This is a genomic window from Streptomyces liliiviolaceus, from assembly GCF_018070025.1.
Classification (GTDB): Bacteria; Actinomycetota; Actinomycetes; order Streptomycetales; family Streptomycetaceae; genus Streptomyces; species Streptomyces liliiviolaceus.
This window is the reverse complement of sequence record NZ_JAGPYQ010000001.1, coordinates 3,069,140-3,086,352: the sequence shown is the minus strand read 5'-3', so window position 1 is coordinate 3,086,352 and position 17,213 is coordinate 3,069,140. Positions and strand designations below refer to the sequence as shown.

15 protein-coding genes are annotated in these 17,213 nt (G+C 72.1%); 7 read left to right on the top strand and 8 right to left on the bottom strand.

What is annotated here, in order from left to right; all coding sequences use genetic code 11:
* Positions 1 to 16: 16 nt before the first annotated feature.
* From J8N05_RS13495 to J8N05_RS13475, 5 genes are all read right to left on the bottom strand, one after another.
* Complete coding sequence (locus tag J8N05_RS13495; protein WP_210882848.1) at positions 17 to 1,312, bottom strand: RNA polymerase sigma factor; 1,296 nt, start codon at positions 1,310 to 1,312, stop codon at positions 17 to 19.
* A gap of 190 nt (positions 1,313 to 1,502) precedes the next feature.
* Positions 1,503 to 3,410: a DNA primase gene (dnaG, locus tag J8N05_RS13490; protein WP_210882847.1), complete on the bottom strand. Its 1,908-nt coding sequence runs from the start codon at positions 3,408 to 3,410 to the stop codon at positions 1,503 to 1,505.
* Between the two features lie 56 nt (positions 3,411 to 3,466).
* On the bottom strand, positions 3,467 to 4,732 hold the full coding sequence (locus J8N05_RS13485; protein WP_210882846.1) for an NAD(P)/FAD-dependent oxidoreductase: 1,266 nt from the start codon (positions 4,730 to 4,732) through the stop codon (positions 3,467 to 3,469).
* 115 nt (positions 4,733 to 4,847) lie between these two features.
* Entirely contained in the window at positions 4,848 to 6,206 is a 1,359-nt protein-coding gene (locus tag J8N05_RS13480; protein ID WP_210882845.1) for a deoxyguanosinetriphosphate triphosphohydrolase, read from the bottom strand.
* 218 nt (positions 6,207 to 6,424) lie between these two features.
* A complete protein-coding gene (locus tag J8N05_RS13475) occupies positions 6,425 to 7,201 on the bottom strand; it encodes a sirohydrochlorin chelatase (protein WP_210882844.1) in 777 nt (258 codons plus the stop codon).
* Positions 7,202 to 7,395: 194 nt separating this feature from the next.
* On the opposite strand from J8N05_RS13475, the gene J8N05_RS13470 reads away from it, so the two are divergent.
* From J8N05_RS13470 to J8N05_RS13460, 3 genes are all read left to right on the top strand, one after another.
* Positions 7,396 to 8,133, top strand: coding sequence for a SanA/YdcF family protein (locus J8N05_RS13470; RefSeq protein ID WP_210882842.1), 738 nt, complete (start codon positions 7,396 to 7,398; stop codon positions 8,131 to 8,133).
* Between the two features lie 153 nt (positions 8,134 to 8,286).
* Positions 8,287 to 8,586: a hypothetical protein gene (locus tag J8N05_RS13465; RefSeq protein ID WP_210882840.1), complete on the top strand. Its 300-nt coding sequence runs from the start codon at positions 8,287 to 8,289 to the stop codon at positions 8,584 to 8,586.
* A 265-nt stretch (positions 8,587 to 8,851) separates the two neighbouring features.
* Entirely contained in the window at positions 8,852 to 10,963 is a 2,112-nt protein-coding gene (locus J8N05_RS13460; protein WP_210882838.1) for a molybdopterin oxidoreductase family protein, read from the top strand.
* Positions 10,964 to 11,016: 53 nt separating this feature from the next.
* Here the strand turns inward: J8N05_RS13460 and J8N05_RS13455 are convergent, their stop codons facing one another.
* Positions 11,017 to 11,439, bottom strand: a complete 423-nt coding sequence (locus J8N05_RS13455; RefSeq protein WP_210882836.1) for a gamma-glutamylcyclotransferase family protein — start codon at positions 11,437 to 11,439, stop codon at positions 11,017 to 11,019.
* A 186-nt stretch (positions 11,440 to 11,625) separates the two neighbouring features.
* Between J8N05_RS13455 and J8N05_RS13450 the strand changes: the two genes are divergently transcribed.
* Positions 11,626 to 13,269 carry a M4 family metallopeptidase gene (locus J8N05_RS13450; RefSeq protein WP_210882834.1) on the top strand — a complete coding sequence of 548 codons (1,644 nt, stop codon included), beginning with the start codon at positions 11,626 to 11,628 and terminating at the stop codon, positions 13,267 to 13,269.
* Between the two features lie 80 nt (positions 13,270 to 13,349).
* Here J8N05_RS13450 and J8N05_RS13445 read toward each other — a convergent pair whose 3' ends face one another.
* Entirely contained in the window at positions 13,350 to 13,706 is a 357-nt protein-coding gene (locus J8N05_RS13445; protein ID WP_210882832.1) for a hypothetical protein, read from the bottom strand.
* Between the two features lie 284 nt (positions 13,707 to 13,990).
* On the opposite strand from J8N05_RS13445, the gene J8N05_RS13440 reads away from it, so the two are divergent.
* The gene (locus tag J8N05_RS13440; protein ID WP_210882830.1) at positions 13,991 to 14,896 is read left to right on the top strand and encodes an aminoglycoside phosphotransferase family protein; all 906 of its coding nucleotides are present in this window, start codon (positions 13,991 to 13,993) and stop codon (positions 14,894 to 14,896) included.
* 38 nt (positions 14,897 to 14,934) lie between these two features.
* Here J8N05_RS13440 and J8N05_RS13435 read toward each other — a convergent pair whose 3' ends face one another.
* Positions 14,935 to 15,564 (bottom strand): NADPH-dependent FMN reductase, encoded by a 630-nt coding sequence (locus tag J8N05_RS13435; protein ID WP_210882828.1) that lies wholly within the window; start codon positions 15,562 to 15,564, stop codon positions 14,935 to 14,937.
* 314 nt (positions 15,565 to 15,878) lie between these two features.
* Between J8N05_RS13435 and J8N05_RS13430 the strand changes: the two genes are divergently transcribed.
* A complete protein-coding gene (locus tag J8N05_RS13430; RefSeq protein WP_210882826.1) occupies positions 15,879 to 16,424 on the top strand; it encodes a hypothetical protein in 546 nt (181 codons plus the stop codon).
* Positions 16,425 to 16,543: 119 nt separating this feature from the next.
* Positions 16,544 to 17,194: a class F sortase gene (locus J8N05_RS13425; RefSeq protein WP_247706264.1), complete on the top strand. Its 651-nt coding sequence runs from the start codon at positions 16,544 to 16,546 to the stop codon at positions 17,192 to 17,194.
* Positions 17,195 to 17,213 lie beyond the last annotated feature (19 nt).

The following is a 17,213-nucleotide window of genomic DNA, read 5'->3' as shown; positions in this document are numbered from 1 at the left end:
GGGGCGAGGAAAGGCCCTAGTCCAGGTAGCCCCGAAGCTGGTCCGCGAATGCGTGGTCGCGGAGTTTGTTCAGCGTCTTGGACTCGATCTGACGGATCCGCTCGCGCGTGACCCCGAAGATCCGCCCGATCTCCTCCAGCGTGCGCGGACGCCCGTCCGCCAGCCCGTACCGCAGCTGGACCACCTTGCGCTCACGCTCCCCCAGCGTGGACAGCACGGCCTCCAGATGCTCCCGCAGGAGCAGGAACGCCGCCGACTCCACCGGACTCGTCGCGTCCCCGTCCTCGATGAGGTCCCCGAGGGCGACATCGTCCTCCTCCCCCACCGGGGCATGGAGCGACACCGGCTCCTGCGCCAGCCGCAACACCTCGCTGACCCGCTCACTGGGCAGGTCGAGATGCGCCGCGACCTCCTCCGGCGTCGGCTCGTACCCCCGCTCCTGGAGCATCCGCCGCTGCACCCGTACGACCCGGTTGATGAGTTCGACCACGTGCACGGGGACGCGGATCGTGCGGGCCTGGTCGGCGAGGGCGCGGGACATGGCCTGGCGGATCCACCAGGTCGCGTACGTCGAGAACTTGTACCCGCGGGCGTAGTCGAACTTCTCGACCGCCCTGATCAGCCCCAGGTTGCCTTCCTGGACCAGGTCGAGCATGGTCAGCCCGCGCCCCACGTACCGCTTGGCGACGGAGACGACGAGGCGAAGGTTCGCCTCGATGAGGCGGCGTTTGGCCATCCGGCCCATGACGACCAGTTTGTCGAGGTCGAGGGCGAGTTGGCTGTCGAGGTCGGAGGCCAGCCGCAGCTTCTCCTCGGCGAAGAGGCCCGCTTCGACCCGGCGGGCGAGTTCGACCTCCTCCACCGCGGTGAGGAGCGGGATCCGGCCGATCTCCCGCAGGTACTGGCGGAACAGGTCGGAGGAGGGCCCGCCGGTGTCCGCACGTCCGCGCGGCACCTCCACGGGCTCCGGCGTCTCGGTCTCGCTCTCCACGAGGACGGCGGCGGTCGGCTCCGGCGTGCCCTCCGGCTCCGAGGCGCTCTCGGGGTGATGGGCGGCACGGTTCTGCGGTGGTACGGCCGCGAGGACATCGGCGTCCGTGTCCTTGTGCGCGAGGTGCGCGGGGTGCGTGCTGTTGTCGGTCAGGGTCTGGGTCTGCACGGGGGCGACCTCCAGGAATGTCGCTGCTGAGGCGTGCGGCAGCGGGACGGGGACGACGGCCTTGCCGCTGTCCGTCCCGAACACGTTGAGCGGAACCGCGGGGACTTCGGACCCGTCGCGTTCGGGTCGGCCGCGCTCCGAGGACTCAGGCACCGGAACCCAGTGTGGAGTACGACACATCCTCGCCACGAGGGGCGTGCGGTGACTTTTTGAGTCCTGTCCGTGACTGCCCGGTTACCCTCACGGAAAGTATGTGTGCTCCTGTGCACCCTGATCTGGGACGTTTCCCAAGGTGTCCGGTTCCCTGTCCGGGTTCCGGCCGGGGCCCGCCGCGCCGGCCCGCCTAGAGCGCGGCCGGGCCCTTCTCCCGCAGGGCCTGGTCGTACTGCTGGAGCACCCACAGCTCGTTCTGCACGGCCGCCAGCTGGGCCTGGTCGCCCTGTGCTCCGGCGCGTGCGAGTGCGCCCTGGACGTCGCGGACCCGGCGCTCGACGGCGCGTCGGCGGACGGTCACCAGCTGCTCTCCGGCGTAGGCCTCGTCGACGGTCTTGCGCATGATGGTCTCGACGGCCAGCTCCGTGACCATGGCGCGAACCACGTCGTCCCGGGCGGCCTCGCGGACCTGTACGAGGTATTCCTGCGGGTCCTGGACGCCGTACTCCGCGCCGCCCGCCTCCATGATCGTCTCGCGGACGGCCGCGTACGGCGGGGCGGTGAACTCGTCCACCCCGTACGCGTCGAAGGCCGGGGAGACCAGGTCGGGGCGCTGCAGGGCCAGCTTCAGCAGTTCGCGCTCGGTGGCGAACACCGGGTTGCGCAGGGTCAGGGCCGGGCCCGAAGGGGGCTTGGGGCCGCTGTTCTCGTACTGCTGCGGGGCGCGGCCGTTGCCCGTCGGCGCGGGGCCCTTGCCGCCGCGGTCGCGGGCCCAGCGGGCCAGCTGGGCGACCCGCTTGACGACGAACTGCGTGTCGAGGATGCCGAGCATGCCGGCGAGCTGGACGGCGACCTCGTGCTGGGCGCCGCTGTTCTTGATGCGGGCCACGACGGGCGCCGACTCGTCGAGCGCGGCGGCGCGGCCCGCGGGGGTCTCCAGGTCGTAGCGGGCGATGATCTGGCGCAGGGCGAACTCGAAGAGCGGGGTGCGCGGTTCGACGAGGTCGGCGACGGCCGCGTCGCCCTTGGCGAGGCGCAGGTCGCAGGGGTCCATGCCGTCCGGGGCGATCGCGATGTACGTCTCGGCGGCGAACTTCTGGTCGTCCTCGAAGGCGCGCAGCGCGGCCTTCTGACCGGCCGAGTCGCCGTCGAAGGTGAAGATCACCCGTGCCGAGCCGTTGTCCATCAGGAGCCTGCGCAGGATCTTGATGTGGTCGTTGCCGAAGGCCGTGCCGCAGGTCGCGATGGCGGTGGTGATGCCGGCGAGGTGGCAGGCCATGACGTCGGTGTAGCCCTCGACGACGACGGCCCGGCTGCTCTTGGCGATGTCCTTCTTGGCGAGGTCGATGCCGTACAGGACCTGGGACTTGCGGTAGATCGGCGTGTCGGGCGTGTTCAGGTACTTCGGGCCGTTGTCCGACTCGTAGAGCTTGCGGGCGCCGAAGCCGACGACGTCGCCGCCGATGTCGCGGATCGGCCACATCAGCCGGCCGCGGAAGCGGTCGATGGGGCCGCGGCGGCCCTCCTGGGCGAGGCCGGACAGGAGCAGTTCCTTGTCGGTGAAGCCCTTGCCGCGCAGGTAGCGGACGAGATGGTCCCAGCCCTGGGGGCTGTAGCCGACGCCGAAGTGCGTGGCGGCCGACTGGTCGAAGCCGCGCTCGGCGAGGAACTTGCGGCCCGTGTCGGCCTCGGAGCCGGTGTCGAGCTGTTCGACGTAGAACTTGGCGGCGGCCTGGTGGGCCTCGACCAGGCGGATCCGCTCGCCGCGCTGGTGGGAGGGGTTGTACCCGCCCTCCTCGTAACGAAGGGTGATGCCCGCCTGGCCCGCGAGGCGCTCGACCGCCTCCGAGAAGGTGAGGTGGTCGACCTTCATCACGAACGTGATGGTGTCGCCGCCCTCCTGGCAGCCGAAGCAGTGGAAGAGCCCCTTGCTCGGGCTGACCTGGAAGGAGGGCGACTTCTCGTCGTGGAACGGGCACAGTCCCTTGAGGTTCCCGCCGCCCGCGTTGCGCAGTTGGAGGTACTCGGACACCACGGCGTCGATCGGGACCCCGTCCCGAACCGCCTTCACGTCCTCGTCGTTGATCCTGCCGGCCACGCGCCGAGTCTACGGGGACGGTGTGACAGTGGAGTCCCCCCGAGTCCCTCCGGCGGTCACGGGACCAGGCTGTCCAGCGGAACGTGCGGGTCTGCGAGCGCCTCGGTGTCCACCTGTACCCCCGTGCGGATCAGCTGCTGGATCGGTTCTGTGACGTCCCACACATTGACGTTCATCCCGGCGAGCACGCGCCCCTCCTTCACCCAGAAGGCGATGAACTCGCGCTTGCTCGCGTCTCCCCGGATCACCACTTGGTCGTACGTCCCCGGGGGCGCCCAGCCCGAGTACTCAAGCCCTACGTCGTACTGGTCGGAGAAGAAATAGGGCACCCTGTCGTACGTCGTTCCGCGGCCCAGCATCGCCCGGGCCGCCGCCGGGCCGCCGTTCAGCGCGTTCGCCCAGTGCTCGACGCGCAGCCGCGTGCCGAACAGGGGGTGCGGGAATGCGGCCACGTCACCGGCCGCGTAGATGTCGGGGTCGGAGGTGCGCAGCCGCTCGTCGACCGCGATGCCGCCGCCGTGCGCCCGGTCGGCGAGCTCCAGGCCCGCCGCCTCGGCGAGGCCGGTGCGCGGGGCCGCGCCGATCGCGGCCAGGACGTCGTGCGCGGGGTGTTCCTCGCCGTCGTCGGTGCGGGCGGCCAGGACCAGGCCGTCGTGGCCGGTGATCTCGGTGAGGCGGGCGCCGAAGTGGAAGCGGACGCCGTGCTCGCGGTGCAGTTCGGCGAAGATCTCGCCCAGCTCGGGGCCGAGCACGCCGTGCAGCGCGGTCTGCTCGGGTTCCACGACGGTGACCTCGGCCCCGTACTCCCGGGCCGCCGCGGCGATCTCCAGGCCGATCCAGCCGGCGCCCGCGACGACCAGGTGGCCGTTGTCGCGGCCGAGGGCGGCGAGGACCTGCTTGAGGCGCTCGGAGTGGGCGAGGCGCCGCAGGTGGTGGACCCCGACGAGGTCCGTGCCCGGGATGTCGAGACGGCGCGGCTCTGCGCCGGTCACCAGCAGCAGCTTGTCGTAGTGGACGAGCGTGCCGTCGTCGCCGAAGCGGACGGTCTTCGCGCTCCGGTCGATCGCGTCGACGGTCTGGCCGAGGTGCAGCTCGACGTCGTTCTGCGCGTACCAGGCGGGTTCGTGGACGAAGACGCTGTCGCGCTCCTCCTTGCCGAGCACGTATCCCTTGGACAGCGGCGGCCGTTCGTACGGGTGGTCCCGTTCGTCACAGATCAGTATCACCCGGCCGTTGAAGCCCTCCGCCCGGAGGGTTTCGGCCGCCTTGGCGCCGGCCAGGCCTCCTCCGACGATGACGAACGTCTGATCTGCGTCGACCACTTGATGCCTCCTCGTTACGGTGTCGCCACCTGCGAGCGTCCCGCACGCAGCGTGATGGGGGAAGAGGGAGCGGCCCCTTCAGGCCACGCAGGGTCACGTACGCCCCCTCTGGACGTCACACCTGCACCCTGAGCCTCGCATGCAGTGATCGTGCGGCGGCGTCCGTGAGCGAGGCGATCTGGTCGACGATCACCCGCTTGCGGGCACGGTCGTCGGACGCCTCGTCGAACAGGGCCCGGAACTGCGGGTCGAGGCCTTCCGGCGCCCGCGCGGTCAGTGCCTCGGCCAGCTCGGCGACGACGATCCGCTGGTCGGCGCGGAGCAGTTCCTGCTCGGCGCGCTGCATCACGTACCGGTCGGCGACGGCCTTGAGCACCGCGCACTCCAGGCGGGCGGCGCGCGGGACGACCAGTTCGGCCGCGTACCGCGTGAGCCTGCCCGTCCCGTACCTCGCGCGCGTGGCGCTCTCCGCGGCGAGGCAGAACCGGCCGATGAGCTGGCTGGTGGCGTCCTTCAGCCGGGCCTGGGCGACGGCCGAGCCGTCGTAGCCGTGCGGCCACCACTCCTGGCCGAGGATCCGGTCGAGGGCCGCGGCCAGCTCGGCGGGGTCGGTGTCCGCCTCCACGTACCGCCCGATCGCGACCCGGAAGATCTCCTGGCGTTCGGGCTCCGCGTGCAGGCACTCGGGGTCGATGTGACCCGCGTGCAGGCCGTCCTCGACGTCGTGCACCGAGTACGCCACGTCGTCGGCCCAGTCCATGACCTGGGCCTCGAAGGTGGTGCGGGTGCCGGGGGCGCCCTCGCGGATCCAGTCGAAGACGGGGCGGTCGTCCTCGTAGACCCCGAACTTCGCGGAGTCCGGGTCGGTGGGGTGGGCGCCGCGCGGCCAGGGGTACTTCGTGGCGGCGTCGAGGGTGGCGCGGGTGAGGTTGAGACCGACGCTGACCAGGCCGTCACCGTCCGCGAGGGCCGCCGCCGGGACGGCCGCGCCGCGCACGAAACGCTTGGGCTCGATACGGGTGAGGAGTCTGAGCGACTGGGCGTTGCCCTCGAAGCCGCCGCAGTCCTCTGCGAACTCGTTCAGCGCCTGTTCTCCGTTGTGCCCGAACGGCGGGTGGCCCAGGTCGTGGGAGAGGCAGGCCGCCTCCACGAGGTCCGGGTCGCAGCCGAGGGCGGCGCCCAGCTCGCGGCCGATCTGTGCGCACTCCAGGGAGTGGGTCAGACGGGTACGGGGGCTGGCGTCCCAGACCTGACTGCGGGTGCCGGGAGTGACCACCTGGGTCTTGCCCGCGAGGCGGCGGAGGGCGGAGCTGTGCAGGACGCGGGCGCGGTCTCGCTGGAAGGCGGTGCGGCCTGGGCGTTTGTCCGGCTCCGTGGCCCAGCGGGCCACTGACGTGGGGTCGTAGGGCGGGGGGTTGGTCTTCGGCCCGTGTGCCTGTGGGGGGCGGGGGGTTTCGGTGCTCGTGCCTTCCATGTCTTGACAGTAAGCGGAGGGGCTGACAATTGGGGTGTGGGATTGCGCCTGAGCGGTTTTTGCGCCTGAGCGTTTTGCGCCTGCGCGGCTGGGGGTGTTGGCCGTGGGCGGGTGCGGGTTCGTTGTGGCTGGTCGCGCCGTTCCCCGCGCCCCTTGGGGGCTGCGCCCCCTGAAAAGCGAAAGACTGCGCCGTTCCCCGCGCCCCTGGGGCTGTGCCCCTAGGCGGTTGCCGCCAAGGTGGGGGCCATTGCCTCGTCGTAGCGGTGCAGTGCCAGGTGGGCCATTGCCGGGTGGGCGCCCAGGGGGGCCGATGCCAGGCCCGGGGCCGCTGTCGTGCACTCCGTGGCGAAGCGGCCGGGGGCCGTGAAGTAGGAGGCCACCGCGATGCGGGGGCGGCCCCGGGCGGCGAGGGCGCGTACGGCGTCCGTGACCGTGGGGGTGGCGGCGGAGGCGTACGCGGGAACGACCGGGACGCCGAGGCGGTGCGCGAGCAGCCCGGCGGTGCGGCGCGTGTCGACGGCCGCGTCGGGGTCGCGCGAACCCGCCGCGGCCAGCACGACCGCGCTCGTCCGGCGCTCAACCGCGTCCGGCGCGCGCCAGCCGGCCTCGACCAGACGCTCGTACAGCGTCTCGACCAGCAGCGGGTGCGGGCCCAGCGGCCCGGCGATCCGGACGTGCGCCGACGACGCGGCGGCCGCCTCGGGGATGTCCCGCTTGACGTGGTGGCCACGGCTCAGCAGCAGGGGGACGAGGACCGCGTCCCCGGTGCCGAGGGCGGCGAGCGTGTCGGGCAGCAGGGGTTCGTTCAGCTCGATGTGGCCGAGGTGCACGGGCAGACCGGGGCGCAGCTCGCGGATCCGCTCCATGAGGGTCCGTACGGTGCTCAGGGCGCGCGGATCGCGGCTGCCGTGGCCCACCAGGACGAGCGCGGGCGGGGCGGCACGCCGGGTGCCGAGCCGACTGCCGCTGTTCCGGTTCATGAGGTACGCCGTCATGCGTCAAGGGTGCCGGTACGAGGTTGCCGACCCGTTGCGCCGTGGTCACGGAGCTTTTCCGGGGCTTCACGGTGGGGTGCGGGGCCGTGTGAGATGCCGTGCCGTGACTGGCGTGCCCCGGAGTGAACCGGGTGGCCCCGCCACGCGTCTCCCGTGGCGAGGCCGTCCGAGGCCACCCGGGGAGGGACCGTCCCATGCGTCGTCCGAGACGTCCGCGACTGCCGCGACCACCGCGACTGCCGGAGTTCCTGAGACCGCGGCTGCCGCGTACCCGCACCGGGCAGCGCCGTGCCGTGCAGGCCGTGATGGCCGGGTGCGTGCTCGCGCTGCTGCCGTCGGCGTGGATGTTCACCGTCACGGACGACCGGCTGCGGACGGCGGCGGACGTGCCGCGCACCGAGGTCGCGGTCGTCTTCGGGGCCGGACTGTGGCAGGGCGAGCCCTCCCCCTATCTCGCGCACCGGCTGGACGCGGCGGCGCAGCTCTACCGGTCCGGCCGTATCCAGGTGGTCCTGGTCACCGGCGACAACAGCCGTGAGGACTACGACGAGCCGGACGCCATGCGCGCCTACCTCACGAAGCGGGGCGTGCCCGACGGGCGCATCGTCAGCGACTACGCCGGTTTCGACACCTGGGACTCCTGTGTACGGGCCAAGAAGATCTTCGGCGTGGACGAGGCCGTACTGATCAGCCAGGGCTTCCACATCCGGCGCGCGGTCGCGCTGTGCCAGGAGGCGGGCGTCGCGTCGTACGGGGTCGGGGTGGACGACGTGCACGACACGACCTGGTACTACGGCGGGGCCCGTGAGGTGATGGCGGCCGGTAAGGCGCTCATGGACGCGGTCTTCGAGCCGGACCCCACGTTCCTGGGGCCTCAAGAGCCGGGCGTGGAACGGGCGTTGGCGTCCGCCAAACAGTCCGGCGGGCAGTAGTCAGGAGATGGATGTCACGTCGTCGACCGGGTTTGGCGGCGGTCGCTCACCCTGCCGCGTGAAAGCGGTTCCGAAGCATTCTGTAGTCAACTGACTACGGATAGTGTCTTTTTCAGCAGCCCGGACCTTCAACTGGGCTTGAGGGAAGGACACATGATGACTGGACTTCGTACTGCTTTCGTCGCCGCCATGGCGGCCGCACTGCTGTCGGTGCCGGGTGCCGTGGTGAGTGCCTCCGCGGACAGCGACGGGTCGCTGAGGGAGCCCGGGTGCGCCAAGCTCGGCGCCTCCGGCTGGGGCTGGGCCGACATCCACAACGCGTGCGGGCACACGATCTCCGCCACGGTCGAAGTCGACGGGTGGGACCCCAGCTGTATCCAGATCGGACCCGGCGGGGTCGGACGCATCGGCCTGGAGCCCGGCGACGAGCCGTACTACGCGTACGAGTGCTGAGCGGGGCCGTGCGAGCGGGCGTGAGACCGGACCGTGTGAGCGGGTCGCGGGTGCGTGGCCGCGCATACGTGGCTGAGTGATCGCGGTCTTCGGGCGGGCGGCGGGGTGGGAGCCCTGGCGGGTGCTCCCACCCCGCCGCCCCTCCTCGTGAGGGCGCCCTCACTGGCGCCCTCACGGCCGGCCGGTGCGGGCGGGGAGGTCCCCGTGCCTGCCGCGTAACGGGGTGCGTCGTGCCGCGTAACACGCCCGACGCACGCTGGGCGGTATGCAGACCTCCGTGACGCCCACCCACTGCCCGTACTGCGCGCTGCAGTGCGGGATGAACCTGACGCCCGTGCCGGCCGGCGCCGGCGCCGGCGTGGTCGAGGTGACGGAACGCACCGACTTCCCGGTGAACCGGGGCGCCCTGTGCGGCAAGGGCCGCACCGCGCCCGCGCTGCTCTCGTCCCGGGTGCGGCTGACCACGCCGCTGGTCCGCACGGACGGCGAGCTGCGGCCGGCCGGCTGGGACGAGGCGCTCGACCGGATCGCCGAGGGGCTGTCCCGCACGCGTACGGAGCATGGCCCGGACGCGTGCGGGATCTTCGGCGGGGGCGGGCTGACCAACGAGAAGGCGTACACGCTCGGCAAGTTCGCCCGGGTCGCGCTCGGCACCTCGCAGATCGACTACAACGGCCGTTTCTGCATGTCGTCCGCGGCGGCCGGCGGTATCAAGGCCTTCGGTCTGGACCGGGGGCTGCCCTTCCCGCTGGAGGACATCCCGCGGACGGGGTGCGTGATCCTCGTCGGCTCGAATCTCGCCGAGACCATGCCGCCCGCGCTCCGCTACCTCACGGAACTGAAGGAGAACGGCGGCACGTTGATCGTGATCGATCCGCGCCGCACGCGTACGGCCGAGCAGGCGGATCTGCATCTCGCGCCGCGTCCCGGCACCGATCTCGCCCTGGCGCTCGGGCTGTTGCACCTGGTGGTGGCGGAGGGGCGTACGGACGAGGCGTACATCCAGGAGCGTACGAGCGGATGGGAGGAGGCGCGGGCCGCGGCGATGGCGCACTGGCCGGAGTACGTGGAACGGATCACCGGGGTGTCCGTGCCCCAACTCCGCGAGACCGTGCGGATGTTCTGCGACCCGGAGACCGCGATGGTGCTCACCGCGCGCGGGCCCGAGCAGCAGTCCAAGGGCACGGACACGGTCGGCGCGTGGATCAACCTGTGCCTGGCTACGGGGCGGGCGGGGCGGGCGTACTCCGGGTACGGCTGTCTCACCGGGCAGGGCAACGGACAGGGCGGGCGTGAACACGGCCAGAAAGCCGACCAGTTGCCCGGCTACCGCAAGCTCGACGACCCGGCGGCGCGGCGGCACGTGGCCGAGGTCTGGGGCGTCGACCCCGACTCGCTGCCGGGGCCCGGCCGCAGCGCGTACGAACTGCTCGACGCCATGGGTACGGACATCCGGTCGCTGCTGGTGATGGCCTCGAACCCGGTCGTGTCCGCGCCCCGCGCCGCCCATATCGAGGAACGGCTGCGGTCGCTGGACTTCCTGGCCGTCGCCGACGTGGTGCTGTCCGAGACGGCCGAGCTGGCGGACGTCGTCCTCCCCGTCACCCAGTGGGCCGAGGAGACGGGCACGACGACCAACCTGGAGGGCCGCGTCCTGCTGCGCCGGCAGGCGATCACACCGCCGGACGGCATCCGCAGCGACCTGTACGTGATGCGGGAACTGGCCGCCCGCCTGGGCGTGGAGAAGGGCTTCCCCACGGACCCGGAGGAGGTCTTCGAGGAGCTGCGGCGGGCCAGTGCGGGTGGGGCCGCCGACTACTCGGGGATCACGTATCGGCGGCTGGTGGAGGAGGGCGGGGTGTTCTGGCCCTGCCCGGCGGCGGACGGGGACGGGGATGGGGATGGGGACGGGGTTCACCCCGGTACGCCCCGGTTGTTCCTCGACCGGTTCGCCACCCCGGACGGGCGGGCCCGGTTCGCCGCCGTGAGCCATCGGCCGCTGGCGGAGGAGCCGGACGAGGAGTACCCGGTGCTGCTGACCACCGGCCGGGTGGTCTCCCAGTACCAGTCGGGTGCGCAGACGCGCCGCGTCGACGAGCTGAACGCCGCCGCGCCCGGCCCCTTCGTGGAGCTGCATCCCCGGCTGGCCGAGCGGCTCGGGGTCGTGGAGGGGGAACCACTGGCCGTGGTGTCGCGGCGGGGGCGGGCGGTGGCGCCGGCGCGGATCACGGCCACGATCCGGGCCGACACGGTGTTCATGCCGTTCCACTGGCCGGGGGAGGGGCGGGCCAACACGTTGACGAATCCGGCGCTCGATCCGGTGTCGCGGATGCCGGAGTTCAAGGGGTGTGCGGTGCGGGTGGAGCGGGTGGGGTGACGTCCGGGGACGCTGCGGGTCCGTGGGGGCTGGTCGCGCAGTTCCCCGCGCCCCTAGCGGGGTCTCCAGTTGCCGCCTTTGATCAGCTGGCCGCTCGCCCTCAGTTCCGCCGCCACCGTCGGAGCCGCCACGTACACCCATGCCCGTACGCGCGCGCCGTCCGTCGCCCTTGTCACGTCTCTCGCCACGCGTTCGTAGAGGTTCGCGGGGTCGCCCGGGGCGTACTCCTCCAACTCATCCAGTGAGTGGAGGAGTTGTGCGTACGCGGCAGGGTCGGCCGTTACCAGTTCGCCATGCACCACTGCCCCGGAGTCCTGGGGCGCCTCGACCGCGTACGGGTAGCCGGGGCCTTCGTACAGCACCGCGCCCGTGAGGATCGCCGGGGTCTCCGAGAGTGTGCGTCCGCGAAGAAAGGCGTCGTGGTTCCCCTCACCTCGGAGCAGCGTCCCGTAGACGAAGAACGGTAGTCGGCTCACCCTGCCCGGACCTTCGCAGAAACGATTCTCACTCCACACACATCCCCACACGTCCCCCAGCGATCAGCTATGGACATGACACCACCCGGCCACCTAGAACTGAACGGGCATTCGCATTCGCATCCCCCACCCTCCACTCCCCCACCACGCGTTTCGCGTGCCTTCCTGAGGAGTTCGATGCGTTCGATGAGTCGGACACGGCACACCCGGGGCTCGCGCCTCGCCACCGTCGGTATGTCCGCGGCGGCCACCACCTTGCTGGCGGGCGCCCTGTCCCCCGGCGCGGCCGCGGCCGACGGACCGGGCCGGGACACCGTGCTCGGCAACGCCGCGACGGTGATCGCCGACCAGGCCGCGCGACTGGGCCTCACCTCGGACCAGAGTACGAAGGTCCGTGACGTGATCGTCGACGCGGACGGCGCGCAGCACGTGCGGTACGACCGGACGTACCGTCAGCTGCCCGTGCTGGGCGGCGACTTCGTGGTCCATCTGACGGCGGCGGGCGATTTCAGCGGCGCGGAACGGGCCACCACGCGTCCGCTCTCCCTCACGAACGTCGAGCCGTCGGTGTCGGCGCCCAAGGCGGCGGATCTCGCCACCGCGGCCCTGCGTCTCGCGAACGTCGGCGAGACGCTGCGCGGGCTGGTCGCCAAGCCGCAGTTGGTGGTGGACGCCCTGCACGGCAAGCCGAAGCTGGCCTGGCGCACCGAGGCCACCGGCAAGGACTCGCTCGGCAACCCGATGGCCCGGGTCGTCCTCACCGACGCGGTCACCGGCAAGCAGATCGACGCCTGGGACAGCATCGAGACTGCGGCCGGCGACGGCCGCTCCCTCTACTCGGGCACGGTCCCGCTGCAGACGACGAAGTCCGGTTCGACCTATCAACTGACCGACCCCACCAGGGGAAACACGTACACGGGCGACACACGGAACAAGACCGACTCCTGCATCCTGATCCTCTGCTACAAGCGTGCGGCGGCACCCGTCCTCACCGACGCCGACAACCACTGGGGTACGGGCGCCACGTCGAGCCGGGCCTCGGCGGCGGTCGACGCGCAGTACGGGACCGACACCACCTGGGACTACTACAAGAAGACCCACGGCCGCACCGGGATAGCGGGCGACGGCAAGGGCTCGTACAACCGTGTGCACTACGGGAGCGCCTACAACAACGCGTTCTGGGACGACGGTTGCTTCTGCATGACGTACGGCGACGGTGACGGGACGACCTTCGGGCCGCTGGTGTCCCTGGACGTGAGCGGCCACGAGATGTCGCACGGCGTGACCTCGAAGACGGCGGCGCTGACGTATTCGGGCGAGCCCGGCGGCCTCAACGAGGCGACCTCCGACATATTCGGCACGCTGGTGGAGTTCTACGCGGCCAACCCCTCGGACCCCGGGGACTGGCGGATCGGCGAGAAGGTCGTGAAGTCCGGCTTCGGCCGCTCGGCGCTCCGGTACATGGACCAGCCCTCCAAGGACGGCAACTCCGCGGACTGCTGGACCTCTTCGGTCGGCAACCTCGACGTCCACTACTCCTCGGGCGTCGCCAACCACTTCGCGTACCTCCTCGCCGAGGGCAGCGGCCCGAAGACCATCGGAGGCGTCGCCCACAACGGCACGACCTGCGACGGCGCGAAGGTGACGGGCATCGGCAGGGCCAAACTGGGCGCGATCTGGTACCGGGCGCTGACGGTCTACATGACGTCGTCGACGAAGTACGCGGGCGCCCGGACCGCCACCCTGAGCGCCGCGAAGGACCTGTACGGCGCGGGCAGCGCGGAGTACGCGGCGGTGGGGGCGGCCTGGTCGGCGGTCTCGGTGAAGTGACCCGACGCGAGTCCCTTGTGGCCGCCCCGGTTCACGTCCGGGGCGGCCACGTGCGCGTCGGGGCGGTGCGGAGGTGCCGGTCAGTGGCGGTCGGTCAGGAACACCGAGCGCAGCTTGAGGCGGTCCGTGGCCGGTCGGCCGTGCGGGCGCAGTGTCCAGGAGTCGCCGGTGCAGTCGGGCTCGGTGAACACCATCACCCAGGTGTCGGTGTCGTTGTGCGGGGCGAAGGCCGGCTCGGACGCGCCGGGGTCCGCGACCTCGGGCAGCACGATGCAGCCGGGGCTCGCCGGGTCGTGCAGGGTGACCGACTGCGGCCGGCCGTCGGGCCCGGCGTACTGGTAGGAGAAGTCTCCTGTGGCGGCGCTCGCGGACGCCGCTTGGGTGACGATGAGAACGAGCGCTCCGACTGCGGCGGCAGCGGTGTGGCGAAGGCGCATTGCTTTTCCTCCGGAACGTTGGCGGCTCCCCGGGGCCGATGAGCCCGGGGAGTCCGTGAATCCGTCTGCCGCATCCCCCGACCGGTCCGCCCCGATACGCGGTGTCACCCGCACGTGAACGAGGTATCGATCCTGCGTACGCCGTGTGGGTCCGCGACCCGTCGCCTGTCCGTCCGCCCGTCGGCCCGGTTTTAAGGACTGGCTGCTGACGGGCGCCGCGTGCCACGGTTCACGTCACGCGTCGGACACCCAGGACACGTAGGACACGGAGATTACGGAGCCATATGCCGTCCGCCCCCAAAATGCATCCCGACGAACTCGACATCGACGAGGCGCTCGTCGGGCGGCTCGTCGCCGGGCAGTTTCCCGAGTGGGCCGGGCTGTCCGTGAAGCAGGTCGTGTCCGCCGGGACCGACAACGCCATGTACCGGCTCGGCTACGACATGGTCGTACGGCTGCCGCGGTTGCCCGGTGGGGCGGGGCAGGTCGAGAAGGAGCAGCGGTGGCTGCCGAGGCTCGCACCCCGGCTGCCGCTCGCCGTCCCCGTGCCGCTCGCCGCGGGGGTCCCCGGGCAGGGGTACGCGCTGCCGTGGGGCGTGTTCCGCTGGCTGAACGGCAGCAACGTCTACGACCGGCCTCTGCGGGAGGGCGTCGAACTCGCCGATGCCGCCGACCAGTTGGGGCGGTTCGTGGCCGCGCTGCGGGAGGTCGACGCCGCCGGCGGGTCGCCTTCCTGGCGTGGGGGTCCGCTCGCCGACGACCGGCACGTCCGGGCCGCGATCCGTGATCTGGGCGGGGACGGCACGCTGGACGCGCGCGCCGCGACCGCCGCCTGGGAGGCGGCCCTGCGGGTCCCCCGGTGGACCGGCGAACCCGTCTGGCTGCACGGCGACCTCCTGCCCGGCAATCTGCTGGCCCGGGACGGCCGCCTCAGCGCGGTCATCGACTTCGGCGGGCTCGGCACCGGCGACCCGGCGGCCGACGTACTCGCCGCCTGGGCCGTGTTCGACGACGCGACCCGGCCCCTGTTCCGGGAGGCCGCCGCCGTCGACGACGACACCTGGGCCCGCGGACGCGGCTGGGCCCTGTACTTCGGGCTGACGGCCGAGCACCACTACCGGATCACCAATCCCGTACTCGCGGCCGTCGGCCACCGGGCGGTGACGGAGGCTCTCGCCGACGCCGAGTAGGAAGCCCGGCTGCCGCAGCAGCAGAGAACCCGGCAGGGTCAACTGCCGTACGCCCGCACCCCCTTCGCCTCCCGCAGTGCCGTCCCCCACCACCCCAGCTGGTCCAGCATCACCTTCGCGGCGGCGTTCGGGGCCGACGGGTCCCGGTGGTGGCCCCTGTCGTCGAAGGACGCGCCCGCGTTGTGGAAGGAGACCGTGTCGCGGACGGTGACGGCGTGCAGTTCCGCGAAGACCTGGCGGAGCTGTTCGACGGCCCGCAGGCCGCCGGAGACTCCGCCGTACGAGACGAAGGCGACGGGCTTGGCCCGCCATTCCTCGTAGTGCCAGTCGATGAGGGCCTTGAGCGAGGCGGGGAAGGAGTGGTTGTACTCGGGGGTCAGGACGACGAAGGCCTCGGCGGCGGCCAGCTTGGGTGTGATCTTCGCGAGTTCCGCGGTGACCTCGGGGCTCGGGGAGTGGGACAGGGCCGTCGGCAGTCCGGCGTCGGCCGCGTCCACCACCTCGGCCGTGAGGTCGTCACGTTCGCGGAGGCGGCCCAGGAGCCAGTCCGCGACGACGGGGCCGAAGCGGCCCTCCCGGTTGCTGCCGATGATGACGGCGACCTTGAGGGGCGAGGGGGCGGGAGCGGGGGCGGGAAGGGGCGCGGTCACGTCCGCTGTGGGGTTCATGCGCCGAGCCTCACACCTCGACCAAACTTGAGGTCAAGGCGGCAGCGGCGGGAACCGGTCACCCGTTCACACGTGCCGTCCCGATCTCTTCGGGTTCTTTTCGGCACGGCACCTCTCGCACCCCGGTGACCTGGTGAAACGTCGGTGGGGCGGCATCGCGTGTCCCTCGCCTGACACCCGTTCAGCGCACTTCTGACGTGACATCAGGAGGCGTACGCCGTCGACTGCCACTTACCTCGGTAGGGCAGGGCGCGACCGACGCAGCGACACATGGGGGTGTCGCGGGCCGCGCCCCCTCGACAGGAGTACGCACGATGCGCACAGCCCGCCTGCTGACCGGTACCGCGCTCGCCGTCGCCTCGGCGGCCCTCTGCGCGGCGCCCGCGTACGGGGCGGACGGGGACGCGGACGGCGCCGGGTCCATCGAGCTCTATCCGGGCACCGTCGCGCCCGGCGCCGAGGTCACCGTGAACACCGCGTCGTGCGAGGCCGACGACGCCGTGTCGGGTGACGCCGGGGCCGTCGGCGCGGGCCGTTTCACGCTGATCCCCAGCGCGCACGAAGGGGACGCGGTCGGCCGGTTCGAGGTGCCGCCCTCCGCGCAGCCCGGCACGTACGAGATCGTCGTGCGCTGTTCCGGCGGTACGCGGATGACCGGCGACCTGGTGGTCACGCTCACCTCCACCCAGGAGAGCAGTCCGCAGGCGCAGGTCCACCCGCGGGGCAGTGTGAAGACGGGGGTCGGCGGCGCACTCGGCCCCGACCCCGTGCAGACCGCGGCGGGAGTGGCCGCCCTGGCCGTCGCCGCCGCAGGCGGTACCTGGCTCCTGCATCGCCGGGCGAGAGGCGACGGGATCTGACGGACACCCTCCGCTGTCCACCGGTACCGCCGTCCCCTCCCCCTCCGGCCCCGACGCCCCTCGCGGCCCGGAGGGGGACGCGGGACCCATGGAACGTCACAGGAGGAAAGGAGGCCCGGGTGCGGGTGCGTCCGTTCAGCAGCGTCCCGAACATCTCCACCGTCTCGATAGCCGTCGCCACCCTCGTCGCGCTGCTCTGCGGGGCCTGGCTGCTGCACAGCGGCGCGAAGACGCACGCGCCGCCCCAGCCGTCCGCCGCGCAGGCCCGCGCGGGCAGCCATGTGGACCGGCCCGCGGCCGACGCGCTGCCGCACTCGCCGCCCGTCCGCGTCCGTATCCCCTCGATCCGGGTGGACGCCCCCCTCATGGGCCTCGGCCTCTCCCCGCAGGGCAGCCTCGACGTGCCGCCCGCGGCCCGGAAGAACCTCGCCGGCTGGTACGAGGCCGGTACCACGCCCGGCGAGAAGGGCACCGCGATCGTCGCGGGCCATGTCGACAACGCCGAGGGCCCCGCCGTCTTCTACCGGCTCGGCGCCCTCGGCAAGGGCAGCACGATCGAGGTCGGCCGCCGGGACGGCAGCGTCGCCCTCTTCTCCGTCGACGCGGTCGAGGTGTACGACGCCCGCGACTTCCCGGACGAGAAGGTGTACGGGCCCGCCGGGCGCCCGGAGCTGCGTGTGATCACCTGCGGGGGCGGCTACTCGGCGGGCACCGGCTACCGGGGCAACGTGGTCGTCTTCGCCCACCTCACGGGCAGCCGGCGTTCCTGACCGCCAGGGACGTCAGAAG

Excerpts from the sequence above, each read along its gene's own strand:
- J8N05_RS13460 (WP_210882838.1), top strand. The coding sequence starts at position 8,852 with ATGCAGACCTCCGTGACGCCCACCCACTGCCCGTACTGCGCGCTGCAG.
- J8N05_RS13475 (WP_210882844.1), bottom strand. The coding sequence starts at position 7,201 with ATGACGGCGTACCTCATGAACCGGAACAGCGGCAGTCGGCTCGGCACC.
- J8N05_RS13445 (WP_210882832.1), bottom strand. The coding sequence starts at position 13,706 with ATGCGCCTTCGCCACACCGCTGCCGCCGCAGTCGGAGCGCTCGTTCTC.
- J8N05_RS13435 (WP_210882828.1), bottom strand. The coding sequence starts at position 15,564 with ATGAACCCCACAGCGGACGTGACCGCGCCCCTTCCCGCCCCCGCTCCC.
- J8N05_RS13450 (WP_210882834.1), top strand. The coding sequence starts at position 11,626 with ATGAGTCGGACACGGCACACCCGGGGCTCGCGCCTCGCCACCGTCGGT.
- J8N05_RS13430 (WP_210882826.1), top strand. The coding sequence starts at position 15,879 with ATGCGCACAGCCCGCCTGCTGACCGGTACCGCGCTCGCCGTCGCCTCG.
- J8N05_RS13440 (WP_210882830.1), top strand. The coding sequence starts at position 13,991 with ATGCCGTCCGCCCCCAAAATGCATCCCGACGAACTCGACATCGACGAG.
- J8N05_RS13470 (WP_210882842.1), top strand. The coding sequence starts at position 7,396 with ATGCGTCGTCCGAGACGTCCGCGACTGCCGCGACCACCGCGACTGCCG.
- J8N05_RS13480 (WP_210882845.1), bottom strand. The coding sequence starts at position 6,206 with ATGGAAGGCACGAGCACCGAAACCCCCCGCCCCCCACAGGCACACGGG.
- J8N05_RS13465 (WP_210882840.1), top strand. The coding sequence starts at position 8,287 with ATGATGACTGGACTTCGTACTGCTTTCGTCGCCGCCATGGCGGCCGCA.